Origin of the sequence: Nocardia sp. NPDC052001, from assembly GCF_040680615.1 — a bacterium.
Classification (GTDB): domain Bacteria; phylum Actinomycetota; class Actinomycetes; order Mycobacteriales; family Mycobacteriaceae; genus Nocardia.
Genome location: NZ_JBFAXC010000011.1, coordinates 98,233 through 124,022, shown reverse-complemented (window position 1 = coordinate 124,022; position 25,790 = coordinate 98,233). Strand labels below are relative to the sequence as shown.

Sequence of the window (25,790 nt, the reverse complement as noted above, 5' to 3'; positions counted from 1 at the left end):
TCCCGTGTGATGCCAGCGAGACTCCCACCCGATGGCGGTATCGGGTGGGGCTGCGATGTGATGGTGTATTGCCGTGGTGAAGGATTTGGCGGAGTGCCGCGATGTGTATGACCTGCTCGTCTGCAACGTGCGGCCTCGGCCTGGGATGTGGGCGCGAGGCGGGTCGTTGCAGGAACTGGAAGCGATCCTGTTCGGCTATTCGGTTGCGCTCGAGGTGCATTCGATGCCCGAAGAGTTCGCGTTCGGCGCGCGGGGAGCGTTCACACAGTGGTTGGAATCGACATACGGGTGGGGTATGTCCTTGGGCTGGGCTGTTGCCATCGAGCAGCATCTTCAGGATGGGGAAACACCGATGGACGCGTTCTTCCGGCTGCTCGACGAATATCGAGCGACCAGCAACAAGTCCGCCGACCACACTGGGCCATTCACCCGCGCGAACGTTCGTGTCGTCGCCGGCCTGCGGCGGTGAGCAGACGCCCCGACTGCCGAGTCAGCCCACACGAAGGCCGTGACGTCCGCTCACTCGTAGTCAGCTGTAGTTGCTATCGCCTTTGATCGTGTATTCGATCCAGGTACTGCCGCCGAAGTCGCGGCATTCGCGATACAACACGCCGTCGGCGGCTCCCGGGTACTGGTACCAGTAGGTGCAGAACAACGTCGCGCCATGGTCGGAGCGAATCGCGACAGAGGCCGAAGCCGAAGGTGCCGCGCTCGCATTAGCCGCAGGCGCCACTGCGAGAACTGCTGCGGCACAAGCCGCGACCGTCAAGCCGATTCCATAGCGACGGGAACGCTGCGCACCGGAGATGGTGCTCGATCTGAGTGAGCTGGGGGAACAGGAGGATTTCACGATGAACTCCGATCTGGAATTTTTGATTCGACACGGGATTGATTCCCTTGATCGACCATCCACGCCCACAGGTGGGCTTCACACACCCCCGGGGACGTATAGCGTAAAAGCCGCAGGTCAGGGAGATTTCCTGCACATGAAATGCATTCCGGAACGGAACTGTCGATGTCCGGTAGTTCGATAGTTCATGACGAGGAGCCCGATGACATCACCGGCAGATTCGACACGTCTTGGTCGAGCGCTACCCGCCGATGAGCAACTCGTCCAGCCAGATGTGCCTACCGAAGGTCATCTCGAAGGACCAGTTCTCATCGCTGTCGACGTGGACCGGTGCGTGGCCGACCGCGTCGAGCGGGGCGTGCAATTGCGGGTACGGCGCGGTGCGGGCCCGTTCCACGATGCCGGGCTGACGCCACCGTTCGATTGCGGCGGAGGCGAGATTGACCCCGGCTCGCCACAACCGATCCTTGGCATCGGGGTATAGAGCGTGTGCGCCGCTCATGATGACCTGCGCGTCGTCGGCGACCACGGTGTAATCCACTATCAGCTCATCGCGGGCCACAGCCATATGAGCCCCCGCGGGCAAACGGCCCTTGGTCACCGCAGCACGTGTCGCCGCACTTCCTCCGATCAGTCCGCCCGGCCGCCCAACAATCGGCAGTGGCATCGATGCACGCGCTTCGGGGTATTGCATCACCGTGGTATCGATGAACCGACCGGATTCTGGCAGATACACCACGCAATGCCCGCTGTAATCGCCCATCTGGACCCGATGCGGCGAAACTTTCGTGACGCCCGGCGCTTGTGTGATGAATACACCTGCGACGCATGCATTCACGACTGTCGGTGCTCGGCATGCTCGGGTTGGTGCGTATGCGAGACTCCCCCGGATCAGGCAACGTACCGTCGCTACTGACACTCCGCCGGATCGACTTCTTCGCCCGATGGTGCGGCGGTGCCGCCTGTTCGGGCAATGGACAGTGAGCCCACCAGCAACACCATCGTCACCATGAACGTCATGACCGCGATTATTCGGGCAATTGCCCAGTGCCCGCACTGGTTCAGCGACGCTCGCACTCGGGTGCTGCCCGCCATCGCCGTTGCCTCAAGCGAAGTCCTTGTCGGGCTCCGCGAAGCGAACTGCGCTCCGCTGACGGGCAATGCCACTCACGCCTGGCGCAACCTTCGAGATGGTCGGCGACGGCGTCGTCGATCCGTCACGTCTCGCGATGAGCGCGGCACCTCGTGTACGCGATCACCGGTTTGCCACTGCCGGCGCGCAGCATCTTGGTGTCCCCTAGCAGCGAATAGAATTACCGTCGATTTCCGGAACGGAATTCGATTCGCTGCTTTGACCTGCGAAATCCTTTGGTCCGATCAGTGGCCTGTTGGTAGCGGTTCGACTATTGCTAGGAGCCGCCTGTTGACAGGACGAGCTCTTCACGAAGTCCGCTAACCGACAGCGGAGCCAGTGAACCCTTTCGATCGTGAGTCGAGGAACAACAATGAAGCTCATCAAGACTTTGGCGCTGTCCGTTTTCGCTTCAGGTGTGGCGATGACGGCAGCCATGACACCTGCTGCATATGCATCAGGCTCGTATTACGGGGCCATCGCCGTTGATCGCAGTACCGGAGAGACGTACGTCGCCATCGACGTGTGGGGAGGCGCTTACGGAGCGCAGTTCGCCGCGCTCAAGCAGTGCGGTGAAAGGAGCTCGTGTGCCGCGATACAGTCCTTCTCCCAGTGCGGTGCAGTGGCCTACTCCCCTGGTGCACAGAACTGGACCTGGGGCGCTGGGTCGGATCTGCAGGCCGCCGAAGGCCAGGCCTTGCATTACACCGACTCGATTCTTAAACGGGAGGCCTGCAACACCTACTAGTAGGCAGCCACAGTCATCGACAAACATTTGACATGATCCGTTGTCCGCCAAGACAACACGGGCACGCCACGCATCAGGCACCGTAGGATGCGTGGCGCGGCGATTGCAATGATGATGTGGGAGCGAGTATTTCGATGCGGGCAGCGCGAGGATCGGTAGCAGCGGTCACGGTGGCGGTGATGATCTGTGCGGGCGGTGCGGCGCATGGTCAGGTCCCGGCGGTCGATGTCGATCCCCTGCAGGCGTTGACCCAGGTCGGTGTCGATGGGCGTTACCCCGGGCTCATCGGCGCCGTCCGTGTCGACGACGAGAATCGTTACGCTCGAATGGGTTTCGGTGACTTGTGGGCGCGGATTCCCGCCGATACGTCGGCGCAGTTCCGGATCGGCAGCATCACAAAGACGTTCGTCGCCACGGTGATGCTGCAACTCGAAGGCGAGGGCAAGCTCTCACTCGACGACACCGTCGAGCACTGGCTGCCGGGCCTGGTGCCGGGAGGGGACCTGATCACGGTGCGTCAATTGCTCAACCACACCGCAGGGCTCAATGAATACACCAACGATCCTGCTGTGCAGGCCGCGATCCTCACCGATATCGACACCGGACAGTCTTTCACACCACGGCAATTGGTGGATATCGCGCTGGCTATGCCGTCCCTGGCTGCCCCAGGAGAACGATTCATCTACACCAACACCGCCTACATCCTCGCTGGAATGGTCATCACCGCGGTCACCGGCCACACCCCCGGGACTGAGGTAGCCGACCGTATCGTCGCGCCACTTCGTCTGCAGCACACCAGCTTCCCGGTCCAGGATCGGCAGTTGCACGGTAACTGGCTGCACGGATACATGTACGGGCGTGATGTGTCATTCGTGGATCCGGGGATCGGAGGTGCGGCGTTCGCGATGGTCTCGACTCTCGATGACCTCATGGTGTTCACCACCGCGCTGGTGACTGGGCGATTGTTGCCGCCCGCGCAGATGCGGGAAATGTCCATGATGGTTCCGTTGCACAAGCCAGGCAACGGGTATGGGTTGGGGATCGAAATACTCACGACCGACTGCGGTCCGGTGTGGGTCACGCTCGGTGGCGTCCTGGGCTATGCGAGCGGGGTGCTCGTGAGCATCGACGGCACCCGCCAACTTGCCTTCGCCGCCAACGAATATCGGCTCGACCTCAACCTGGAACCGGATCCATCACTGCTGCTGGCAGCGGAATCCAGTTACTGCCAACTCGGTCAGCACGGTGGCTTGTAAGCGAGCCCGCGCACGTGGACTCGCCATGCCGCCTCGGTCAGGATCGCGTGGGTGGTGTCGCAGATACGCTGCTTGGCGCGGTTTTCGTCCAGGTCCCATACGGCCAGTTCGCCGTTGCGGGCGCCGATCAGGTAGCCGCCCGATGCACTGAAGTGGACCTCCCACAAACCGGTGCCGGGGGGAGCGATCGAATGTCCGATCGGTGTGGCGTGCGCGCGGTCGGTGAAGTCCCACACCCGAACTGTCGAGTCCGCGCTCGAGGTCACCAGCAGCGAATCGTCCGGGCTGATGGCCAAGGTCTGCACCGTCAACCCGTGGGTGTTGATGGGGTCTCCGAGTGTCCTCGGGTTGGCGAGGTCGTGAATGTCCCACGCCTGCAGGGATTCTCCGGCCAACGTGACCATGGTGCGGCCATCGGTGGTCGCCCGCACGTCGGAGAACTGCCGCGCTGGATCACCGGGGATTGTGGCTCGTAGGGCTGGATGAGCGGGATCGGACATATCCCACAACCGCAGGACATAGATTTTGCTGCCGTCGGCGGCGCGGTCTGCGCTCAACGCGACCTGTCGTCCGGGTCCGGCGTCGTTGACTGCGGCATAGGCCTTTCCGGTTCCGGGTGGGGATGGGGAGGGCCAAGTACCCAGCGGGAAGGTTGCGGCCAGCTCGATCGGATGAGCACGATCGGCCATGTCCCACATATGAATCATGGGGGTGGGGCCGGGTTCAACGGCGAGCATCAGCTTCTGGTCGATGGTGAATCCGCCGCCGAACATGTTGGGAATGTCGCTGATGGTGTGGATCCGGGTGGGATCGCTGACATCGAGTATCAGGGTGCGTGGCGGGGTGGCGCCGACGGTCATCGCGATCAGGGTGCCGTCCGGGCTGATACTGGGCCGGTAGACATAGCGGGGATCCAAACCGCTGCCGAGCGCGTCGCTCAGAAGGCGCGGGTTGGTGCGATCGGCGATATCCCACAGCGAGGTTTTGCCGCTGACGAGGCTCGTGACCAACCGGCCGGTCGTGCTGATGTCGAAGGGTGCGCTCCACCCCCAGTTGCCAGCGATGGCCGCGGGCGGCAGCGACCACACTCGGACCGACCCGAGCACACCGCCGATCACCAGGGTGTTTCCGCCGGGTCCGAACACCATGGCCGCGGCGCTGTCTTGGCAGTCGAGCAGTCGATTGACCATCGGACAAGGCGCGGACTGGATGAGCAGGGGCTGCCCGAGCTGCACGGGGTGGCTGGGGTCCGCGACGCTCCACACCGTCGCACCGTGGTGGTCACCGGCAGCCAAGGATTGGCCGTCGGGGCCGAAGGCCAGCGACCGCAACTCGGATTGGCGCGCGACGGTGAACTCGGTGCCGATCGGGGTGGGATGAGCTGGATTGGCGAGGTTCCACAACGATACGACTGCGTTGTCGACGCCCAGCGAATCGACTTGATCTTGCCCGCTGCCGATCGCGAGCGTGGTGCCCGAGTGCGGATCCAGAACCATGGCCCGAATCGGCGCCTTCGCCGAATTCAACGGCACACCCAACGGTTTCGGCGTACGAGGATCGGCGAGAGAGTAGAACCGGACTGTCGTGGCGGAAGCGACAGCGAACCATGCTCCCGACGCCGCTACCTGCAAGGCGACCGTCGCCTCCCCCGACACGTCCGTCTCTCCCAACAGAATTGGGTCGGACTGAACACTGGTGTCCCACACCTGTGTTGAGCCGTCCGCGTTGCTCACCAGCAAGTATCCGGTGGTCGAGGCGAACGCGAGCCGCGTGATCCCTGGGCGGGTGCGCTGCGCGAGTTGGTGCGGGTGCTCCGGATCGGACACGCCCCACACCCCGAGGGTGGAGTCGGTTGCCACCACAAGCGTCGCGGTGGTCGGACTGAACACGAGCGCCACCACAGGCCCAGACATGGTCAGCGGGTTGCCGACCGCCACCGGTCGCGTCGCGTCGGCGATCGACCACAGGGCGACCGTGTGGTCCGCGCCAGCGGAGGCGAGCAGCCTGCCGGTGGGTTGATAGGCGAGCGCGGTCACCTCGCCGTCGTGCGCGCCGATCGGTTGCGCCAGCGGCATGTTCTGAGTCGCGAGCAGCCGCGAGCGCACCTCGAGGTCAGTAGAGCTCAGATCTCGTGCGACCAGGTCGAGTTGGGCGGACAAAGACGGGTCACTCGTACGCAACCCGTCGGCCTCGGCCAGCACCGCGGCCAAGGCCGCGTCGCGTTCGCGGGCGTCTTTGAGTCGCGTCTGTCCGATCGCTGCGATACCCGCCAGCAGGACACCGACCAGCAGGACCGCCAGACCGGCCCGTGTTCCGGTGGCCCATCGCCGCGATCGGGTTGCTGCCTGGTGAGAGCGTGTGAGGAACTCCGAGCCGGTCGGGCTGGGGCGCAGCTGATCAGCCACGGTTCTCGCGGTGCTCAACCGGCCGCCTCGGTACAGCAATTCTGGATCACGTTGGGCGGCAGCCCAATCCGTGGCATCGGTTTCCAGGCGCTGCAGGATCAAGTAGCCGACCCGGTCTTCGTCGATCCAGGCACGCAGCCGTGGCCACGCATCCAGGACTATCTCGTGGGTGAGGGTGACACCGTCGGTGTCGATGGTGATCAGCCGTGCCCGCGCCAGCACTTCCATCGCGGCTATTGCGGCGTCGGGGTCGTCGGTGCGGGCGAGCAGATCAGCTGTGTGGAGACGTCGGCGGGTATCGCGGGCATCTTGCCCTACCGCGATCATGCTCAGCAGCATCGTCTTCGCGGCCTCGCGTTGATCGGGAGCCAGTGCGGCCCAGGCGAGTTCGGCGGTATGCCGTACCGACCCGACCACTCCGCCGGCATGGCGATAGGCCTGCCGGGTGAGCTGGTTCTTGTCCCGGTCCTGCCATGTCGCTTCCATGACGTGGGACAACAGCGGCAGCGCCCCGGGCCCGTCCGCCCCGGTGTGGCGGCCGAGATCGTGCAGCTCGCTGATAGCCAGGTCCGCGAGTCCCGCTTCCAAGGTTAATCCCGAGGTTTCCGCGGGTTTGGTGATCGCCGCGCGAAGATCGGCAGCACTCATCGGTTCCAACACCATCGCGCGGTGCGCCAATGCAGCCGCCAGAACCGGATAGTCCAGGCAGCGGGAAAAGAAGTCTGCGCGCAAACCGAGGATCACGGTCACTCCCGCACGAGTGCGTTGCTGGATGTCGTTCACATACTCAGCACGTTGCTCTTCGCTGGCGTCTCCGGTGAACAGTTCCTCGAACTGGTCGATAACCAGTACCCGGGCATTGACCACGGCGTCGAACGCGGCTCTCACACCTGCAACGAGATCGACTCCCGATGCTCGTGTGGCAGTCGCGACCGGTTCACCGAGGGCCGGAATCAGGCCTGCTGCCAGCAGCGATGACTTGCCCGCTCCCGACGCACCTGTCAGGACCACAACGCCGCCGCCCTGCGTGGCGGTGGTCAGGACAAGCTCGCGTAGCTGATCGACCGCTTCATCACGTCCGAAGAACAGCCTCGTATCGCTCGACCGATAGGGTTGTAGCCCTCGGTAGGGACAATCCGGTCCCGAAACCCATTGCTGGGCCTGCACCCACAACTGCCGCCATTGGTTCATCGACAACAAGTCCGATGCCGCGCCCGGGCGTGCGCTCGCTCGCTTCCTCAGTTCGATCAGTACTGGACTCACGCTGTCGAAGGTCGAGGGCAGAACCGCCCCCTTGCGCCAGTCGCTGATCCGTTGCAGCCGTATAAGTTTCGCACCGTGCCCGTCTCTGGCCCGAACGAGCTTATTCGCGTCCGTGGTGACCTCTTTGAGTGTCGGGTTCCCCGCCGCGAGCCACAGTCCCCGGAGTTGGAAAGAGAATTCATCGCGAGGTAACCGCGCTGCTGGTTGCTGGTCCCCAGCGTTCTCGGGCACAGCCCTCCCCCCACGCTTTTCGATTGTGCGGCAACCCATTCACCACAGGACCCAAAACTATCATCCGAGCAACAGCGCGGAGTCAATCTTGCTGCGAGACTGAGGCACTCGTTCCGTGCCGAATGTGCAGAAGGCCAGTGACGGGACCCCGTGATTCGGTCCACCTGATATGGCCCCCTGGAACAGGTCCATGGTTGTGAGAGCTGAGGCAGAGCGGCCACCGTGGGGTACACGCGAACGGACAAGCGCTGCCCGTTCTAGCCCAGCAGTCTCGACCAATCCCCCACCGTCGCACGCGCACAAGGATTTTCACGATGCCCGACAAGGACCTAACCGAATATTTCGATCGTGACGGCCACGCCATCGCCCAGGACGGTTATGAGCTCTTGCACCTGGTCCGTGGATATCGCAGCGTCGCCGAGTACGTCGATGACAACTACCGTATCTCGACCCGCTGGCTCGGCAAAGATCCACGTCTGGCGGTCGGAGTGTGTGAGCACACACGCGCGACTATTTGAAGCCATGATCTTCACTCCGTTTGGAATCGTCGACAACCTGATCTACACGCCGTACCAGGTTTGGTACTTCACCGAACTCGATGCGCACGTCGTCCATCATCGGGGGGCTACCATCGATCGAGATGCAACTCGTCATGAAAGCGCCAGCAAGCCTGACCCTGTGATTTCGTCACAAGTGTCGGCCACGCGGAGCGCTCTGAATCTGTGACGAGACCCCGGATTCAGTCCACATCACCCTGCGAGCGCGGTCACCTCGCCGTCGTGCGCGCGTACACGAGGTGCCGCGCTCATCGCGAGGAGGTTGCATCGGTTGTGGCGGGCCGTGTTCGGCGCGCCCGATGTGCCCGCTACGAGGCAGCAACCGCTTGGGGAGGAGAAGTTGCTGTTCGCTCGCGCTCTGCTCGCCTGCCACCGCGAGCAGTTCGGCACCGAGGCCCGGTCTGCGTTCGTGGTGACATTGCGTGGCCGCTACGACCTCGAGGTCACGGAAATGCTCGAAGATCTCCGCACGCTGGGCGTCGATGCTGTGACGGTCGACGCCCGCTCGGTCCGTCGATCCGCAGGCGCAGTTGTCGACGATCGTGGCCGTCGTGCGGATCTGGTCTACGCGAGCCTGGATCAACTCGACCTCATCCACGATCCAGACCTCACCACCTATTTCGACGCCATGACTTCGGGCAATGCCTATTTCGTGAATCCTCTACTGTCCCAGTGCATCATCGGGGACAAGCGGGCCCTCTCGGTTATGGCAGATCCGGTATTCGGTGACCACTTCGACTCCGCAGAGCGCAATTTCATCGAAAGGCATGTGCCGTGGACCCGCCTCGTAGATTCGACCGACACCAAGCTGCTCGAGACGCTTGATGCCGATCGGGAAGGATTCGTGCTCAAACCGGCGAACCGCCTCTGCGGTGAAGGTGTCGTCGTTGGACCCGCGACCACCCAGTCCGATTGGCGCACCGCGCTCTCAGCAGCCGCCGCGGCCGGTACCTACCTCGCGCAGAAGTACTGCCCGATGCCCGCCCTCGGCGGTGACCCCCATCGCGGGGCTTCCAGTCGCTGAAACGCTGGAACCTCAAACCCTTCGCATCAGGTGCCCGGGCTGGCCCCATCAGCTAGTTCGCTGCAGCGGCGACCCGCTACAGCGGCAGTTTCCCGGCCAGCAACCACAGCTCGGTGCGCCTGCGTGCGAACAACTCCCGGGGCGAACCAGCTCCCGACGGCACGGCTACAAACACTCCCACACACTCAACCGGAGGGACCTGTTCGCTTGTGCAGCACACTGTTTCAATCCCCGAGCCGACAGTACGCGCACGGCCCCGGCCCGGCCGCAGATTCGATCCGGTCATCAGCCTCGGTACTCCACCTGACCGCCGGGCTCGACCCCCGGGTGATTGTCGAGATAGTGCTGCACATGCGCGGCCGTGGCCACCGACTCGGTCTCCCACGCCGTCTTGTGTCGGCATTCACCACAATGGATCCTGTAACGCCTGCTGGTCCTGAACATGTCTCGCTCCTTCCTGGAAATCCGATTTAGCTCAACGGATTTCGACTTGGCCACCCGGCGCGATGGTCGGATGCGCCGTCCGGTAATGCGCGGAGATCCGGTTCGCCGCACCGCTTTCTGTCAGCCACTCCGTTGCGAAACGGCATTCACCGCAGACGCTTCGATACTTCTTGTTGGACCGCTCGGACGCTCGGTAGACCAGATAGGCCACAAATCCGATGACCACGAGCAGGCAGAGAAATCCGCCGTCCATACCGCACCCTCGATTCAAGATCTCACCCAGGACGTCCTCCGGGGCCCAACACCGGCATTCGAGCGAAGCCGATAACTCGAACGGTAGGTACCCCGGCGGTTCGAGCCAGCCTGCATGTGACTGCGATCAACGTCGAAGTGCTGGTCAGCGCATTATGGAGAGAAGATGCAGAATTCCGGTCCGGAACTTGGGACCCGGCTTCAGCGGCGCTGGCGGGCGCCTCGGCAGATCTTGGTCTGGTCCAGAGCACAGCGGCTTGATCAGGCCCCAGCATTCGCGCCCACCGCCGACCCATGTCCAACCGATCGCCCAGTTGCGGCGACGTCAACCGGGCGCGAATACCCGCGGCCCACGCAATGCACACCCCTATCAGTCACGACCGATTCCGGCCCCATCAGGCACGACCGGTTCCGGAACGGAACACTGCCCAAACCGCCCTGAACAGGTGTTTCGTCGTTCGTCGAGTAGATTGGCCCGTCATCGGATCGCTCGTTTCCCCACTGTTGAGCCATGTTCTCCAAAACACTGGTGGGTCTCGACACGATGTTGTCGCCTGAACCGGCCCCTTCCGACATTCCGACACACTCACCGTCATCAGGCGGAAGATCACCTGGTCGGCGATCTGCTATTCGAGCGATCGCGGCCACGACAGTGGTCTGCATCGCTCTTCTGTTCGGAGCTGCTGCTGCGAGCAGCGAGGCGACAGCAGCGCCGACCAGCTGTTCCAATCTGGCCACACGAGTGGCAACCCACAACTCCAATGTCGCGAAATACGACTCCGAAGTAGCCGCTCTCAACAAAGCGGGTGGCGGCACTCCAGGGCAAGTCGCGTACTACAACGGGCAGAAGCTCTACCTGAACAATGAGAGCGCAACGCTAAATACCGAGCAGACGCAGTGCACCGCCAGTGTGTCCTGGACGACCATCAGCGGCATAATTCGCGAAGCAAGACAAGGTCGAGGAGATTTCGGAGTAGGAACCGGGACAGCGGCAGAGGCGGACGCGGCGGGGCGAGCCTGGGTCGGCGACGGTGCCAAGCTCTCGTCCGACGGCAAGGCGATTGTCAGCGCAGACCGGCTGAAGACCTACCGACCACCTACCTTCAAGAAGAACCTGGGAAAGACTCAGGCCAACTATCAGTGGCGTCTGACGCCCACTGGCGAGATGCTGGGCAACGGCCACCTCGATGTCATTGGAGGGTAGCGATGCGTGCTGAACTCAAGGGATTGCACAGTCCAGACCCGGAACCGACGGCAGCATCACCGCTTGAGCAGCGAGATACGCTGTTCGTTCAGCTTCTAATCGGTCCCGCAGGCGAACCCGGCGAGGAATCGTTCGGGATCATGGTGTGCACTCCGAAGGGCTTGCAACGGCTGGTGGACGAGCACGGGCCGATCTCCGGTCGACATTATCTGTTCGTCGAGAGCATCGACCTCGGGTTCATCCAGAAGCACGTCGAGAATTTCCTTGGTCGACTCGACGAGCCGTCGTGGCCGGAGCTAGCAGGGAAGGTTGCCCGTTTCGGCCATTGGGAATTCGAAGACTACAACGCGTAGATCGCGGCGGCCACGGTGGCGGTGCCGGCAGGGCGTACTCGCTGGCACCGAAGCCAGCTCGATGAACTGGGCGGCGTCAGTGCAGGCGATCGGACACCAACGCCTCAACGACCGGTTGCCGAACACCCGTCCCTGCGACCGCTGCGACTTCGCGCGCTCCTCGCCGGTGATCGGCAACCGGTCGTTTTCCGATCGGATCGGTTGCCGCGGGCTGGGTTTTTGGCTCGCTCGCAAAGGTGCGGTGTTCTCGCACTGGTGAGCGGATCTGATCCCGGTATTCGTCAAGGTCGCGAATCACCTGTACTTCGTGTCCGAAGTCGTCTCCACGCGTATCGATCCCGGTGCAGCAGCGCACGCGTACACAGTTTGTAGACCGCACTGGCGGGCTGATGTGCCTGATCGCCGAGCAGCGACGTGACAGCCGCTGGTAACTCGGTTGGCTCAGCCTCAAGGTGGTGAAGCAGCGGACATTCAGATCGCAGGGGCGTCGCCGTTGAAGTCCTGGTCGTCCAATCGAGCATGGACTTTGATGAAGACGAGCGCCAGGCCCTGATCGATGAGGGAGTTAATCCGGACGACCCGGAAGTTCAAGCAGCCCAGCAGCGGATGTCAGATTTGCTGCGCTGCCATGGGATTCAGCTTCTCAGTTGGGAGTGAGTCGCAAGGAGACACCGGTCCGGCCGTTGTTCATCTTGGCGAACAGTTCTCAGTTCGTAGCGGGTAACGCCGCCGGATAGGACACGATCGCACGGGTGGCCCATACCGAGGGCTTGACGACCTTCACCGTTTGCCCGGAGACATAACAGCCGGATCCGCAGCAGGTCAGCAGCTTTCGCTTATCGGCAGCTGCCGTCCGATGCGGATCCGGTGTTTCATCAGGAGATCCACCAGAGGAGGCTGGATTCGTGCTGTTTGATCGCGGTGTTGAGGTAGTTTGCGGATTCGATTTCCTCGGTCCCACCGAAGGTGCGGCCGAGGAGGATGCCCATGAACGCGGCCGAACCGTCGGCATTCTGGTGGTACACGACGCTGCCGGAGTCACCGTCGGCGGCTGTCAGGGTGGTCCAGAACACCTTGTCGCTCACGTCGGTGATCGTTCCGCATGTCCACCCGGTCGTTGACCCGATCTTGCAGAGCCCCTCGCCTTTGATCGGGTTGGTATCGATTGTCCGGATGCCGAACCGTCCGAGTGACGCCGAGACACCGACGTTGTCCCAGAGCCGGATCAGCGCATACCCGACCTGGCTTTGGGTGGAGTCGTTTCCCAATTGGTTGGAATACCAGCCGATCTCGTTGCCTGAGTGGTCGCGGACGCGCGCACCGGCTTCGAAGCAGTGCGCCGCCGTGATCGCGTAGTTGCCGTTGCCGATATGGGCGACCATGCCGACAGAGCATCGAAAGTGAGTGGTCTCGATGGCCATCCCCGGTGTAACGACGACGGCCGCTGTAGCTGCGGGAGCGGACAAACCACCCACCGCAGCCATGGACAGGGCGATGACGAGAAGAGCGGAGCGTAGACGCCTGATTTTCTGCATGCACGGAACTGTCGCGCCCAGCTGGGTGGTGAAGCGCACCTTGTTCGGTCAGCCGCGCGGTTCTACCTGCGACGACGCCGGTTCCGGACCGGAATTGGTGCCGGTGGCTCGGCCACTGTGTGCGCCCGGTTCGAGCTGTAGTTCCCTCTCAGGGCCGATGTGTGGTGTCGGCGTGCCGAAGAAAGTCCCCGATGTCGACCACTGGCACCGACCACTCCGAAATCCTGTCGCCATCGTCGTTGACGGTCGCGCGGGGCGGCACGGACTCCCAGGGCGCTGCGGGGTCGAAGCTGATGTCCGGTTGCCCGAGGAAGATCAGCTGGTGTTGAACGTGGACCACTGCTCCGTCGAGGTAGAGCGGCCATACTTGCACGATGGCCGCCGAGTCTGGGGCATGAATGGATGTGATCAGGCACGACACATGGTGACCGGTGACGATCCGGTGTAACGCTGTCGACCAGCTGGCACGGTAGTGCTCGAGATTCCAGTAATCCGTCGGTGCCTTGAAGTACTCCACTTCGTCACCGAGTGTGAGTGTCCCCCGCACATCGGCGGCCGGGGCGGGCAGTGAGGCGTCGGTGAATTCAATCGCGAAGGTTCCCATTACTTTCCTACCTTGGTGCTCAGATCCCAGGTGTAGGTTCCGATCCGGGAACCTTTACGGTCGAACATTTTCCAGCCGTCTGTCACCTTGTGGCCGGTGTTGTCCGGTGTGATGTATCGGGTGCCGTTCGAGTACACCGACTCACCGTGAGAATCGAACGGCGCCTTCTGCGGTGGAATCCTCTGGGTGTAGCCCAGACGGTACGCCTGGCTGGCGTATTCCTGGCTTGTCCTCGGCTTGCACTGTTCCTGCTCGGCGTCGAGTGCGGTCTTTTCTTGATTGAGGCGGGTTTTCCACGCGTCGTATCGTCGTATCTGCCAGTCGGGCGCATTGCCGGTCTTGTTGAGTGCCTTGATTTCGCGCTCGTAGTTACCGACCGCTGTGTTGTGGATGTCGATCCTGTGCTGAAGGCTGGAGCAGTCAGGTAGATTGGCTGTGGCTGTGCCGGCGGTCAGCACCGTGGCCGTGAGGGATATCCCGACGGCGAGTGTGGCGGAGATTCGTCGGAGCCGGGAGCGGAAAGGCGTGAGTTGCTGCATGGTCAGCACTCTCACCGGCCGCGGTTTGCCCGACTCTCGGTCATCTGCGGAAAGGCGATCTCTACCAGCGGCGATGTGGATTCCGTTCCGGAACTCAAGACCGGCGTACGAGAGGTTCGGGATACGGTGCTGGGACCGTTGGTGTGGTGTCGTGATTGGTCCGGGGGACAGTTCAGTGCGGGCATGTCGGGATGAAGGCGGTGCCGGGGGCGTAGGTGTTCCACAGGCTGGCCGTCATGGCACCGGTCGTGCTGCAGATGCGGTCTGCGGTGTGTCGTACATCCAGATCGAGTACCACCCAGAGCCCGTTGATGCCGGTCATGAGCAGATATCCGCTGCCGGGTAGGAAGTCGGAGTAGCCGGGGGTGTCGACCGCGCTGGATGCCACGATCGAGGGCGGGAGTTGCTGCGACCGGGTGGTTTTGGAAAGGTCGGCGATCTGGACTCCCACCCCGCGTGCGACGTTGGCAAGCCAGTGGTGGTCGGCGCTGAGGGCGGCGCTGTCGTAGTTGATTCCGGCGGCAGTGAACGGTCCGAGCGGTTCGGGGTGGTCGGGGTCGGTGAGCTTCCACAGGTGGACTTCGGTATTGGTGAAGACGATCAGCGCCGGGAATCGCTCTTGCACCGCGATCGGGCCGGAGTAGAGCGCGTCCGGGTCGGCGGGGATCCGGGCTCGAAGGACAGGCTGGAACGACTCCGAGAGCGACCAGATCTTGATCGATTGCTCGACTCCGCCGGAGGGCGTCTCGTCGATGCCGAGTGTGTACATGAGGTGATGGTCCTGCTGGTCGATTTCGGTGCCGAGCAGTCGCCTGTTCAGTGGGAGCCCGTTGTAGAGGGCCGAGGCGGGGATGGTGCCCACGTGCCCAGGACGAGCGGCGTTCGCGATGTCCCATAGTTGGTTCTCGCTGCCGTCGAAAGCCGAGACGACCAATACGTGGGTGTCATCGATGTAGCGCCCGATACTGGCGTCGGGGATGACGCCCACCTCGGCCGGGGCGGAGGGGCTGCTGAGGTCGAGGATCTCCAGGCGTGGGGGATTGTCGAGGGCGGCCACCATTTGTCTGCCATCGGATCTGAGCGCCGCCTGCTGGCCGGGTATGTCGGTGAGTTTGCGGGGCTTGAAAGGGTTGGACGCATCGAAGATCTGGAGATGTCCGTCGCCGAAGCCGCTGATCACGAGGTGGCCGTTGTGATCGACGGTGCGGGGAGCCAGATGCCCGGCGACGCCGCCGACGATCGCCGGTGCAGGCGACCACAGCCGCAGCGTCCCGTCGGCTTCTCCCGCGACGAGCCGATCGTCGGACGGTAGATAGGCCAGTGCGCTGGTGCCGGTATAGCAGGTCCCGGAGGGATTGGCGCAGCGCGGTGGGCCGCTGCGCAGTGGGGAGCCCAGTGGTGTCGGTGCCTGGGGGTCGGTGAGGTTCCACAATCGTGCCCCGTCGTCCACACCTGCTGCCAAAGTGGTGCCGTCGTGGTTGAACGCCAATGCCCACAACCCGCTGCGGGTGGCCACCCTCAGCGGACTGCCCAGCGGGCGGGGGTCGCTGTCGTCGGTGAGCGACCACAGTTGCACGCTGGCGTCGCCGAGCAGGTCCGGGCGGGTCTCGCTGCCACCGATGCCGACCGCGAGTGTTGAGGTGATCGGGTCGAATGCGACGGCGTCGATTCGGCTCGCCAACCCGGGCGCCGGGAGTTCGATCGGCGCGGATTGCGGCCGGTCCAGGGACCAGACCAGTACCTGCGGGGCCTGGGTGGTTCGTGATGTGCTGAACTCGCCGGACGGGGCATCCGCGGCGTTATGTGCGGTCACCAATTTGCGGCCGTCACGGTTGAAGATCAGGGACCGCACGGGCAGTGGCGCGTCGAGGATCTGCTGTGGTGTCGGGGATCTGGGGTCCGCGATCGACCACAGGGTGATCGACTTGTCCTCGTTGCCCGCGGCCAAGGTCCGTCCGTCGGGGCTGAATGCCAGATGCACTGCCTTTCGTCCGCTGGCAACAGCGGGACCGAATGGGCGAGGCGCTACGGGATCGGACAGATCCCACAGCCGCAGCGAGGCATCGGTCCCGATGGCCAGCAGCGGCGCGGCGGGGCTGAACACCACCGAAGAGACCGGGTCCGACCCGGTCTCGGGAAGTTGTAGCGCGTGGGTCGGCTCGGCGGTGCGCCGCACCAGCACGCGGTCGTCGCTGCTGGCCGAGGCCAGCAGCGCACCGTCTCTGGACACGCTCACCTGGGTGACGCGGTCGGTGTGTCCGCGCAGCGTGGTCGCCAGCGGCAACGTCTGATATCGCAGCAGCCGGGAGCGGAGTTCATCGTCGTCGGGCCGCATCTGGAACGCGGCCAGCATCAATTGCGCGGACAGTGAAGGATCGGTGGTCTCCATCGCCTCGGCTTGGGATGCCAGCCGCGCGATCAGTTTGTCCTTGTTGCTTTGTTCGGTGAGTTGTCTCTGGTGGTTTTCCTGATTGGCGATGCGGTAGGTCAGCAAGGCCAGCACCAGCACCACCACCGAGGCCAGCGCGGTGGCGAGTTTGAACACAGAACGGCGCCGGGCCTGGCGGCGGCACTCCAGTTCGGTGGCGGCGAGGAAGTCCGCGGCGACCATGCCGAGTCCGTCGCTGCCTGCGCGGCTGCGTGCTTCGGCCAGGCGGGCAGCGGAATACAGTCGGGACGCGGGTCGCCCGGCGTGTACCCATTCCCGCGCGTCGGCACTGACCCGCTGGCGTTCGAGCACTCCGACCCGGTCTTGTTCGAGCCAGTCACGTAGTCGCGCCCAGTTGTCGAGCACGATCTCGTGAGTGAGGTAGACGGTGTCGGTTTCCAGGGTGACCAGCCGACTCCGCGCCAGCACCTCCAGTACGGTCAGGGCTTCGGGATCCGCGGCGACGATGTCGTCGCGGGAGGCGATGCGGCGGGTGTCCTTGGTGTCGTGGCCTGCGGTGACCAGCGACAGCAATATGTTTCTGGCGACGGTGCGCTGTGGTCGGGTCAGTTCGTTCCATGCACGTTCGGCGGCCGCTGTGACCGATCCCTGCACGCCACCCGCGGCGCGGTAGCCGGTGATGGTGAGTTTGCGGCCTTTGCGCTGCTGCCAGGTAGCGGCCATGACATGCGACAACAGCGGCAGCAGGCTCGGGTCGTAGTTGGGTTGTGCCTGCGGGCCCGTTCCGGTGCCGAGGCCACACAACTCGTTGATCACCACGTCGCACAGTCCGCTGTCGAGCGTGCATCCAGCCAGCGTGGCCGGCCGCGTCACCGCGCGGGTGAGTTCGTCGTGGTTCATCGGCCCCAGCAGGTAGCTACGCTCGCCCAAGGCTTCCAGCAGGATCGGATACTCCATGCAGCGGGCGTAGAAGTCGGCGCGGATCGCGATGACAACCGTCGTGGATGAGCCTTTGAGAGCACGACACGATTCGAGGGCTTCCAGGAACTGTTTGTGCTGCTCAATCGATGCGGCGGTGGTGAACAGTTCCTCGAACTGATCGACTACCAGCAGCCGGTGTTCCGCGTCGTCCCAGCTGATTTCGCTGATCTCTGCCGCGGTGACGCGGCCGGGTGTGATGGTGTGAACAGCCCAGCCCTCGCTGTCGAGCGTGGCGGCCACACCCGCCGCCAGCAGCGATGACTTACCTGCACCGGAAGCACCGACCATCGCCACCATGCTGCCCTCGCGACTGCGGATCAGGGCCAGCAGATCGGTGGTGGCTTGTTCCCGGCCGGAGAACAACTCGTGATCTGCCTGCTGGTATTCGGTCAGCCCTGGATAGGGGCAGTGTCCGGCGGTAGCGAGCTCGCCACGAACCTGGGTCCTGCGCCAAAGACGTTCCCAATAGTGGTCACTGAACAGATGCGGCGGTGCCACCGGCTGGTCGGACTCGCGGGCCAGACGTCGCAGCACGCACAGGACCGGATCGAAGGCCTCCCACTTGGCGGGAACCGCACGCCCAGATCTCCAGTCGCTGATGCGCTGGACGGGTATCGGTTCTTCTCGCCCGGGTAGTGACGCCGTCGCCCGCGACACCACGTCGAGGGTGGGATTGCCCGCTGCGGCCCACAATTCGGTGAAGCGGTGCAGGAACACGGTTCTCGGTGAAAGGCGCGGTGTTGATCCCCCCGGTGCCGACACGCTGCCCCCTTATTCACCAGCAGCCTTCATCGTCTGCCTGGTGAACCGATCTCCGCAACCAGGTTCGCGACAGACCGACGATTCTCGGGGCCACCATATCGCAAGCAGGGCAACGCAGTTCGCCGGATTCGGAGGCAACCACAACCCGACAGTTTGGGCGGCTCGGCCGCGTTCTTACACGCGATCGCCGCACGAACTCCGCCCAATCACCCCGTTGTGAAGGGGCGGAGCATTCCGGGCGCTCCGATATGTGAGGTGGCTCAGGCGTGTTCGATCACGGGCAGGCAGTACCCGCCCGAGGTGACGTTGATGACCGCGTCTGTCGAGCAGCGCGCGAAGTAGCCGGCGAACTGTCCGTTGAACAGGAAGGTGTCCAGGCCCACGGCGAGGTCCGGGTGTCCTGGCACCGTCGGGAGCGGACAGTATTCCTGTGCCACATACCCGCCCACCTTCGCGGAGTTGAACAGCGCTGCGCGCCAGGCGGATCGAGCAGTGCGTGCACCGATGACGACGCCGTCACCGCCGAGGCGGTTGGCGGGTTTGAGCACGAACCGGCCCTGGTTGGCGTCGAGGTGATCGAGTAGTGCGGTGTCGTGGCGATCGAGTACGCGTGTCCACGGAATGTGCGCTTCGAGCAGTGCCCGTTCAGCGGGGTCGAAGTCGGTGGCGAAGGCCGGGGCCGACAGCACCGCCAGGCAGCGTTTGTCGCCGATGATGCACTGCGACAGCAGCGGATTGACGAAGCAGGCCTGTCCCGACACCGCGGCGTCGAGGTAGTGCTCGAGGTCCGGATCGGTGATCAGGTCGAGTTGGTCCAGATTCGAGTACACGAGGTCGGCGCGGCGGCCGCGGTCGTCGACCACCAGGCCTTCCCGTAGCCGGATTGCGCGCGCGTCCACTGTCGTGGTCTCCACACCCAATGCGGTGAGGTCTTCGATCATCTCGGCGACCTCGATATCGAACCGACCGCGCAGCGTGACGATGAACGCTGAGCGAGCATTGGTGCCGAACTGTTCACGATGGCAGGTCTGCAGTGCGCGCGCGAACAGCAAGCGGTCCTCGACCAGCCGCTGCCGGGCCGCCGACGAAACATCCGCGGTGTCGATCTGCGTGGACCAGTGCCGATGCATGCGAGGCACGAACGTCACTCCGCCAGGGCACACGGCGTTCATCTCGAGCACCCGATAACGTGCGGATTCACTGTTCGTGCCATCGATGCGGCAGATGCGATTGATCGGGTCGAGGTGAGGCGCGGCGCGTAGCCAGCCCAACAGCTTCTGGTACTCGGGGAAGAGATCCCGTACATCTGACCGCTGTAGATACAGCTGTGCGACGCGTTCGAACAGTGGGTGAAGCCGCTGCGCGGCGTCCCTGATCCCGGCGCCCTCGGTGGACTCGACGATCAGTGGTTGCGTCAAGTACGGGAAGGTATGTGTCCGCACCACATCGAGCTTGTCTCCATGGTGACCAGCCAGATCGTTTCTGCGCTTCGTGGTGTGGGCGTGGGGGATTCGTTGGGACAGGGCCGAGTTGTCGGGCATGGCATTCCTCTCGCCGGATACGGGGTCCGTCGATGGTCGACGACTTCCGTTCGGCACCCCCGGCCGCCCTTTCGGTGATTCGCCCGAAGACGCAGGTGGAAGGGTTGCGGACCAAATTCCGTTCCGGAGATCCCCGGTTGCATCGAGGAATCAGCGGCCTCCGCCGAGTTCCGATCCGGAACTCTCCGCAAGATGCCTCTTACCAGCGACTATGCCTGGTTAGTCCCAACAGACGCGGCCACGATGACGGGTCGAACGACCACGATTTCCTTTGCTGGCAACAGCATCGTCGCAACCCGAGGCCCTGCGCGGCTCACTGCAATCGGTGCCTCCGGGTCGGCGAGATCCGCCTCGTTTCACTCGGACTAGAAGGAATGATCATGCGCAACAATCTCGCTCGGCTTCTTTTCGTGATGGCCGCCTCGACTAGTTTCGCCATCCTCTCGGGACCCGGCGCGAACGCGTCGGTGACCTATGGCGCGATTTCGGTCAGCGACACCAGCGGCAGGGTCGCGACCGTGCCGTCGACCTATCCGACATGGCAAGACGCCGCGAACGCCGCGAATACTCGCTGCGGCTACTACGACTGCGGATACGTCACGGTCTGGCAAACCGGCCAGTGCGGGGCGGCCGCCCGTGCCAGCAACGGGCATTGGGGCGGCGCCGCCGCATCCACCTTGGCGAATGCTGAAACGACGGCGAAGTGGAATGCCGGGCAAGACGCGGTGGTGTACGCCCGCGGTTGCTGACGGGATCGGTGCTCGACCGACCATAACGTCACAGTGACGGAATGTGACTCTAGGGCCCAGCCTGATCCCGCGCCTATATCTGTTCCGGACCCTTACACCTTGCTCCACCAACCCCAGCTGAACCCGTTACCCGCTTGCTTGGGCGTGATCAAACAATGGGCCGAGAGACGGATTCGATTTGTGTTGTACAACAAGCCTTTGAGTCGATAATCAACGTTATGTCAATCTAGGTTGCCCCAAAGGCTGGGCCACACCCATCTGGACCAGGGTCAGGGTCCTGCACGGCATTAGGGCTCATCCCCGCGCGTGCGGGGAGCACCGCTGCTCCAGGGCGATCGACATGCGCCAGATGGGCTCATCCCCGCGCGTGCGGGGAGCACGACCACCGACCGGTGGCGAAGCAACTGGGCCTGGGCTCATCCCCCGCGCGTGCGGGGAGCACTTGAACTCTGCATCAAAGATGCTTTTCGAGTTGGGCTCATCCCCGCGCGTGCGGGGAGCACCTGAACAACAACACTTTTCAGGAGAACTCCATGGGCTCACCCCCGCGCGTGCGGGGAGCACAGTGGCCGTCATCGCTACCCGACCATCCGTTTGGGCTCATCCCCGCGCGTGCGGGGAGCACTGGTGCCCCCCTTGGGCATTCGATCAATCTCGGGGCTCATCCCCGCGCGTGCGGGGAGCACGCCGGATCATCGATTCGCCTGCTTCGCCAGCAGGGCTCATCCCCGCGCGTGCGGGGAGCACTCGCGGGGCGTGCCGGTCGCCTGCTCGCGATGGGGCTCATCCCCGCGCGTGCGGGGAGCACACTTGGGCTACTTCTCGGGTGTACAGCCAGCGGGGCTCATCCCCGCGCGTGCGGGGAGCACGAGCAGTCATCATCGCCGCCGTACGGGGAGCCGGGCTCATCCCCGCGCGTGCGGGGAGCACTCCATGCACGCGGGGGCGGCCTGCATGGAGCAGGGCTCATCCCCGCGCGTGCGGGGAGCACACTTCCTGACCAGTGCGTCTTTACACGCCGACAGTGTTTTTCATTCACTTTTCCTCGCTGCTGCGGCGTTTGGCGCTCTGTTGTGCTGCCTTGCGGTACCTGCTGGCTTTGCTCCATCCCGAGCGCGGTCGGCTCGCGGATGGATCTGTTGTGTGGGGTCGGAGCATCAGCCTGACTCCGTCGATGTCGATGGGTTGCCATTCGTGGCGGTGTACCTTGAACGCGAGGCGTTGTTCGGAGCGTGTGGAGTAGATCATGATGGCGCGCCCGTCTTTGGAGAGTTCGACGACTCGTTCCCAGGCCAGATCGCGTACTCGTTTGGTCAGCACACCCACGAATACGCCGGGACTGATTTCCAGGAGCCAGCGGGTGAGGTGACCCCGCAAACCTGCTGGGCAAGCACTCAGGACCAGCACTACCACGGCACTTCCTCATCGGCGTAGGACACACCGGAGTCGAGGTTGCCTTGTCGGTCCCACAGCTGCACGACATCTGTGTCCCAATCGTCGCCGGCGTCCGGCTCGTTGGGCAGCAGCAGTGCACGCAGGTCTTTGCAGCAGTGACCCAGGAGTCCTGCTGCGTGGATCGCGTCGCGGACCGCGCGGCGGGTGGATGCCCCAACGTCGTCAACGTTGGCGGCAGCGATGTCGAATGCGATGAGGATGGCGAATTCGGCTTTGTAGAGGTCGGCGATATCGAAGACGAATGATCGTTCGTGTCCGGTGTGCACGAACCCGAGCCCTGGTGCGGCGCCCAGGGCCACGATCACCGCATGCGCGATCCCGTACAGGCATGTCGTGGCGGCTGAGAGTGCCTGGTTGACCAGGTCACCGCTCGCGAAGTCGTTGGGGTCGAACTTTCTTCTCTTCCAATCGATCCCGGTTCGCTCGGCGTGTTCTCGGTACAGCGCCCGTACTCGCGCGCCTTCGCGGCCGCGGAGTTGCTGCATGGTGAGACTGTCGATCGTGTCACCGGGAAATCGCATCGCGTACATCGCGCGTGCTACCCGCAAGCGGCTGTTCTGGTTCGCGAACGCGATCGCTTGCGCTTCGAGCAGTCGTGAACTGCGGGCCAGCGAGCGCCCGTGCGCGTAGTAGCGTACGCCGTGCTCGCCGACCCATACTGCGGTGGAGCCGCTTTCGGCGAGCAGCATCATCGCTTGGTGGGTGATGCGGGTTCCTGGTCCGAGGATCAGTGCGCCCAGGGTCGCGGCCGGGATGTGGACGACTCCGCGTTCGTCGGTGGCGGTCAGTGCGTTGGCGTCGCGGTGTATCACCGCTCGTTCGAGGTAGATGAACGTCAGCCGGTCCTGCGCGCGGACCAGTTCCCCGATCCGGACCGGCCGCACGCCCGGGATGTCGGTCATTGTGGGGGTGCCAGGGTGAGCAGTCCGCATCCGTAGCCTTTGGCGCGCCCGATTCCGTGGGTCAGGGCGGTGGTGAGAAGTGCTGTGTCGGTGACGATCAGTGTTCCTTCGAATGTCGCGGTCGAGAGCGTGACGGTTGCGGCGCCGCGGCGGAAGGTCAGATTGTTGCGGTCCAGGATTCGTAGGTCGGGCTCGCGGGCGTCGATGGGTCCGCAGTCGGCGAGGGCGAATCCGGACAGGGCGGCTTTGCGGTGGAGCCAGTCGAGTTGTTCGGGGGCTTTGAGCGCGGTGACGCGGCCGCGGATCTTGTGCGCGGTCGGGTTCGGGCTGGTCTTGGTGTGGTGGACGGGGTTCGCGGTGAGTCGGAAGTGCCAGCGTTGGCCGACGGTCAAGGTATCGAGTAGTTGTGCGTATTTACGGGTGGCCCATGCTCCGGTGGTCGGCCACCCCGCTTGTTCGATGATGTGGGTGAAGTCGGATTCGATCGGACTCACCACGTAGAGGTGGATGTTCTTGTCGTGCTGATCGATTCGCCACAGCACCCGGCCCGTATCGGTGGCGTGTTCGAGTGTGCCGGGCGGGAAGGACGCCATCACCGCGGCGTGAACGACCTGGGGAGAGGACAGGAATCCTCGGGTGCCGCGGCGTGCGGGGTTGAGCGGGATGCGTGAGAGATACATCAGGAACCCCCGAAGGCGGACATTGGATCATGAGTGCGGTTATGCCCCTGTGGGTTTCGTACCGGGGCGTGTTCGGTGATGATGGTGCGCCACCCGTATTCGCGGCGTTCGGGGTCGAAACTGACCGGCAGATCACGCACGCGTTCGGTGAACGTGTTCGGGGTATCGGCGGTCGTGGTATCGCGGAAGATCGGTAAGTGCAGCACGGTCGGTTGCTTGCGCCGATGATGTTGTGCTGCTTGCCAATTGCTGGTGTCCTGCAACACGTCGGGCATCGTGCCCTCCCGTACGTCGCCCAGGACGAGGGGTTCGGTGACCGGGCAGGAGCGTCGGCCGAGGTAGAGCGGGAACACCGGGCGTAGTAGCTGTGACTGTATGCCTTCAAGTAGCGCGTGGTCGCCTTCGATCGCGGCGACGAAGATCGCGTCGGAGAGGTAGAAGCGTTCCGAGAGCGGGTAGCGGGTGCGCCCGTCGCGGCTGGTCGCGGTGTGGAAGTCTCGCACCAGTGCGCCGGGCTGATCGATCCGGACCCCGAATGCCAGTCCCAGCAGCGCGTCCTCGATGGGGTCGGTGCGGCGCTGGCCTCGCGCGGCACTAATCAGCCCCAGCACGCCGCTCTTGGACGGGAAGTGCTGAGTGCTGCGGCGGGCGAATCTGCTTGCCACTCCCCACGATTGCAGTGGCGCGGCCAACCGCAGCAACAGTACTGTCACTCGTTCCCGCCGAGGGTGTGCTGGATCTGTTCCACGACGGCGTCGACTGCGGCCTTGAGCGAGAGCGGCGTGCCCAGGCTCTCGAGTTCGTCCGCGGTGTCTCCGGTGGCAACAACGAAGGTGCGGGTGGACCCGTCACCGTAGGTGTGTTCGACCGATTGCAGCCGTGAGACAAGGGCTTTGGTGGCCAGGGTCGCGCGGGCGATGCCGGCGGCGTTGATGGGCTCTTCGAACGCGCCCACGAGATTGACCGGCTGATCGGTGCGGACACTGAACACCACTGTCTCGGGCAGCGTGCGGTGCGCGAACGTGTTCTGCTTGCCGGTCGGCATGCTTTTGACGAACGCGGTCAAGAACGCCTGCACCGCTTTCTCGGTCGCCGCGGCGTTCCCGAGATTCTGCGCGAGCATCGGTACGTTCACCGTGGCGTACCGGTACAGGGTGGAGGAGTTGAATTCGATGAATCCCAACATGCCCGCGCCGACGTTGTCCTGGGGTGCGCGGTCATCGACCGCGGTGAAGTAGTCGAACTCGTTGTTGACCGCGTGCACGCTGATCGCGTGCGCCACCTGCGCGGCGGCATCGATACTCAGGTCGTTGGCGTCGGCGACCATACGCCCGAACAACGCGACATCGACACTATTGTCCCCTTGCGCGGCAGCACGCGCAGCACCCTTGTCAATCCCGGCGTCGTCTTGGTGCGCGTGGACGGCCAGCCGTGCGAGGCGGTCGATCTGCGAAGCACTCAGGAATAAAAGGTATTTGGACCGTTCGATCGCATCGGTTTTTCCGCTCGCGGCATCCTCTGGTGCGGCAGTTCCATTGTCTTCGCCGTCGGTCGGCGATGCATCGACGGTTTCATCCTTCGCGTGTGAGGTGGTTGCGGTCGCGGCGCGGTCGGATCCGGCCTTGGTCCGCCGCTGTGGCTTTTCGACCTTGATCCCGGCGGCCGTGACGACCTCGAGCGCGGCGGCCTCGGGTGTCGGGAACTCTGGTGAGAGCGCGGTGATGTGGTGGGCGATGAGTTCGACCACGTGTTTGGTGCGTACGCCGAGTGTTGCGGGATCGAGGAGTTCCCCGAACATGGTGCGGGTGGCGCGTTTCCACGCTTGGCTCGAGACTCGGGCTCGGGTGACGCCGCCGTAGATGGCGGTTTTCGGGCTGCCGGTGTCGTCGCGGTTGATATTGCTCGGGGGCACTGTCTGTAGGATGTGCACATCG

The 25,790-nt window shown here is 63.9% G+C and carries 24 protein-coding genes and 1 CRISPR repeat array; of the genes, 10 read left to right on the top strand and 14 right to left on the bottom strand.

All coding sequences use genetic code 11. The features are described from left to right. The first annotated feature begins 73 nt into the window (after window positions 1-73). Window positions 74-469 carry a hypothetical protein gene (locus tag AB0L82_RS35725; RefSeq protein WP_364646878.1) on the top strand — a complete coding sequence of 132 codons (396 nt, stop codon included), beginning with the start codon at window positions 74-76 and terminating at the stop codon, window positions 467-469. A gap of 60 nt (window positions 470-529) precedes the next feature. Here the strand turns inward: AB0L82_RS35725 and AB0L82_RS35720 are convergent, their stop codons facing one another. Next, window positions 530-769: a hypothetical protein gene (locus tag AB0L82_RS35720; protein ID WP_364646875.1), complete on the bottom strand. Its 240-nt coding sequence runs from the start codon at window positions 767-769 to the stop codon at window positions 530-532. 322 nt (window positions 770-1,091) lie between these two features. Beyond that, window positions 1,092-1,418 carry a hypothetical protein gene (locus AB0L82_RS35715; protein WP_364646872.1) on the bottom strand — a complete coding sequence of 109 codons (327 nt, stop codon included), beginning with the start codon at window positions 1,416-1,418 and terminating at the stop codon, window positions 1,092-1,094. A gap of 937 nt (window positions 1,419-2,355) precedes the next feature. On the opposite strand from AB0L82_RS35715, the gene AB0L82_RS35710 reads away from it, so the two are divergent. Continuing rightward, a complete protein-coding gene (locus AB0L82_RS35710) occupies window positions 2,356-2,730 on the top strand; it encodes a DUF4189 domain-containing protein (protein ID WP_364646869.1) in 375 nt (124 codons plus the stop codon). 134 nt (window positions 2,731-2,864) lie between these two features. Continuing rightward, the gene (locus AB0L82_RS35705; protein WP_364646867.1) at window positions 2,865-3,986 is read left to right on the top strand and encodes a serine hydrolase domain-containing protein; all 1,122 of its coding nucleotides are present in this window, start codon (window positions 2,865-2,867) and stop codon (window positions 3,984-3,986) included. On the opposite strand, the gene AB0L82_RS35700 is transcribed toward AB0L82_RS35705, so the two are convergent. Continuing rightward, the gene (locus AB0L82_RS35700) at window positions 3,968-7,885 is read right to left on the bottom strand and encodes a hypothetical protein (protein ID WP_364646864.1); all 3,918 of its coding nucleotides are present in this window, start codon (window positions 7,883-7,885) and stop codon (window positions 3,968-3,970) included. The genes AB0L82_RS35705 and AB0L82_RS35700 overlap by 19 nt on opposite strands. 314 nt (window positions 7,886-8,199) lie before the next feature. On the opposite strand from AB0L82_RS35700, the gene AB0L82_RS35695 reads away from it, so the two are divergent. The 3 genes from AB0L82_RS35695 to AB0L82_RS35685 all read left to right on the top strand — a co-directional run bounded on the left by AB0L82_RS35695 (window position 8,200) and on the right by AB0L82_RS35685 (window position 9,466). Next, window positions 8,200-8,403, top strand: a complete 204-nt coding sequence (locus AB0L82_RS35695; RefSeq protein WP_364646861.1) for a hypothetical protein — start codon at window positions 8,200-8,202, stop codon at window positions 8,401-8,403. A 4-nt stretch (window positions 8,404-8,407) separates the two neighbouring features. Further along, a complete protein-coding gene (locus AB0L82_RS35690; protein ID WP_364646858.1) occupies window positions 8,408-8,611 on the top strand; it encodes a hypothetical protein in 204 nt (67 codons plus the stop codon). 171 nt (window positions 8,612-8,782) lie between these two features. Then, window positions 8,783-9,466 carry a hypothetical protein gene (locus AB0L82_RS35685; RefSeq protein ID WP_364646856.1) on the top strand — a complete coding sequence of 228 codons (684 nt, stop codon included), beginning with the start codon at window positions 8,783-8,785 and terminating at the stop codon, window positions 9,464-9,466. Window positions 9,467-9,941: 475 nt separating this feature from the next. Here AB0L82_RS35685 and AB0L82_RS35680 read toward each other — a convergent pair whose 3' ends face one another. Continuing rightward, window positions 9,942-10,163, bottom strand: coding sequence for a hypothetical protein (locus AB0L82_RS35680; RefSeq protein ID WP_364646853.1), 222 nt, complete (start codon window positions 10,161-10,163; stop codon window positions 9,942-9,944). 510 nt (window positions 10,164-10,673) lie between these two features. Between AB0L82_RS35680 and AB0L82_RS35675 the strand changes: the two genes are divergently transcribed. From AB0L82_RS35675 to AB0L82_RS35665, 3 genes are all read left to right on the top strand, one after another. Next, window positions 10,674-11,366 carry a hypothetical protein gene (locus tag AB0L82_RS35675; RefSeq protein WP_364646850.1) on the top strand — a complete coding sequence of 231 codons (693 nt, stop codon included), beginning with the start codon at window positions 10,674-10,676 and terminating at the stop codon, window positions 11,364-11,366. Window positions 11,367-11,368: 2 nt separating this feature from the next. Beyond that, complete coding sequence (locus AB0L82_RS35670; RefSeq protein ID WP_364646847.1) at window positions 11,369-11,719, top strand: Imm8 family immunity protein; 351 nt, start codon at window positions 11,369-11,371, stop codon at window positions 11,717-11,719. Between the two features lie 519 nt (window positions 11,720-12,238). Then, on the top strand, window positions 12,239-12,376 hold the full coding sequence (locus AB0L82_RS35665) for a hypothetical protein (RefSeq protein WP_364646845.1): 138 nt from the start codon (window positions 12,239-12,241) through the stop codon (window positions 12,374-12,376). Window positions 12,377-12,594: 218 nt separating this feature from the next. On the opposite strand, the gene AB0L82_RS35660 is transcribed toward AB0L82_RS35665, so the two are convergent. The 5 genes from AB0L82_RS35660 to AB0L82_RS35640 form a co-directional block, all read right to left on the bottom strand. Continuing rightward, window positions 12,595-13,254, bottom strand: a complete 660-nt coding sequence (locus tag AB0L82_RS35660; RefSeq protein ID WP_364646842.1) for a hypothetical protein — start codon at window positions 13,252-13,254, stop codon at window positions 12,595-12,597. Window positions 13,255-13,402: 148 nt separating this feature from the next. Beyond that, a complete protein-coding gene (locus AB0L82_RS35655) occupies window positions 13,403-13,858 on the bottom strand; it encodes a hypothetical protein (protein ID WP_364646839.1) in 456 nt (151 codons plus the stop codon). Then, complete coding sequence (locus AB0L82_RS35650; protein WP_364646836.1) at window positions 13,858-14,397, bottom strand: hypothetical protein; 540 nt, start codon at window positions 14,395-14,397, stop codon at window positions 13,858-13,860. The genes AB0L82_RS35655 and AB0L82_RS35650 overlap by 1 nt, the downstream gene beginning before the upstream one ends. Before the next feature lie 172 nt (window positions 14,398-14,569). Continuing rightward, window positions 14,570-18,529: a WD40 repeat domain-containing protein gene (locus AB0L82_RS35645; RefSeq protein WP_364646833.1), complete on the bottom strand. Its 3,960-nt coding sequence runs from the start codon at window positions 18,527-18,529 to the stop codon at window positions 14,570-14,572. 260 nt (window positions 18,530-18,789) lie between these two features. Further along, a complete protein-coding gene (locus AB0L82_RS35640; protein WP_364646830.1) occupies window positions 18,790-19,947 on the bottom strand; it encodes a hypothetical protein in 1,158 nt (385 codons plus the stop codon). Window positions 19,948-20,450: 503 nt separating this feature from the next. On the opposite strand from AB0L82_RS35640, the gene AB0L82_RS35635 reads away from it, so the two are divergent. Beyond that, the gene (locus tag AB0L82_RS35635) at window positions 20,451-20,819 is read left to right on the top strand and encodes a DUF4189 domain-containing protein (RefSeq protein ID WP_364646827.1); all 369 of its coding nucleotides are present in this window, start codon (window positions 20,451-20,453) and stop codon (window positions 20,817-20,819) included. Between the two features lie 290 nt (window positions 20,820-21,109). Continuing rightward, window positions 21,110-21,810: direct repeats of the CRISPR family, unit length 29 nt; unit sequence GGGCTCATCCCCGCGCGTGCGGGGAGCAC. 44 nt (window positions 21,811-21,854) lie between these two features. Here AB0L82_RS35635 and cas2e read toward each other — a convergent pair. From cas2e to cas7e, 5 genes are read right to left on the bottom strand one after another with little or no spacing between them, the layout of a single operon-like run. After that, window positions 21,855-22,232 carry a type I-E CRISPR-associated endoribonuclease Cas2e gene (cas2e, locus tag AB0L82_RS35630; RefSeq protein WP_364646824.1) on the bottom strand — a complete coding sequence of 126 codons (378 nt, stop codon included), beginning with the start codon at window positions 22,230-22,232 and terminating at the stop codon, window positions 21,855-21,857. After that, on the bottom strand, window positions 22,226-23,176 hold the full coding sequence (gene cas1e, locus AB0L82_RS35625; protein ID WP_364646821.1) for a type I-E CRISPR-associated endonuclease Cas1e: 951 nt from the start codon (window positions 23,174-23,176) through the stop codon (window positions 22,226-22,228). The genes cas2e and cas1e overlap by 7 nt, the downstream gene beginning before the upstream one ends. Further along, complete coding sequence (cas6e, locus tag AB0L82_RS35620) at window positions 23,173-23,856, bottom strand: type I-E CRISPR-associated protein Cas6/Cse3/CasE (RefSeq protein ID WP_364646818.1); 684 nt, start codon at window positions 23,854-23,856, stop codon at window positions 23,173-23,175. The genes cas1e and cas6e overlap by 4 nt, the downstream gene beginning before the upstream one ends. Then, window positions 23,856-24,569, bottom strand: a complete 714-nt coding sequence (gene cas5e / locus AB0L82_RS35615; RefSeq protein ID WP_364646815.1) for a type I-E CRISPR-associated protein Cas5/CasD — start codon at window positions 24,567-24,569, stop codon at window positions 23,856-23,858. The genes cas6e and cas5e overlap by 1 nt, the downstream gene beginning before the upstream one ends. Next, complete coding sequence (gene cas7e, locus AB0L82_RS35610) at window positions 24,566-25,786, bottom strand: type I-E CRISPR-associated protein Cas7/Cse4/CasC (RefSeq protein ID WP_364647076.1); 1,221 nt, start codon at window positions 25,784-25,786, stop codon at window positions 24,566-24,568. Before cas7e ends, cas5e begins: the two co-directional genes overlap by 4 nt. Between the last annotated feature and the right edge of the window lie 4 nt (window positions 25,787-25,790).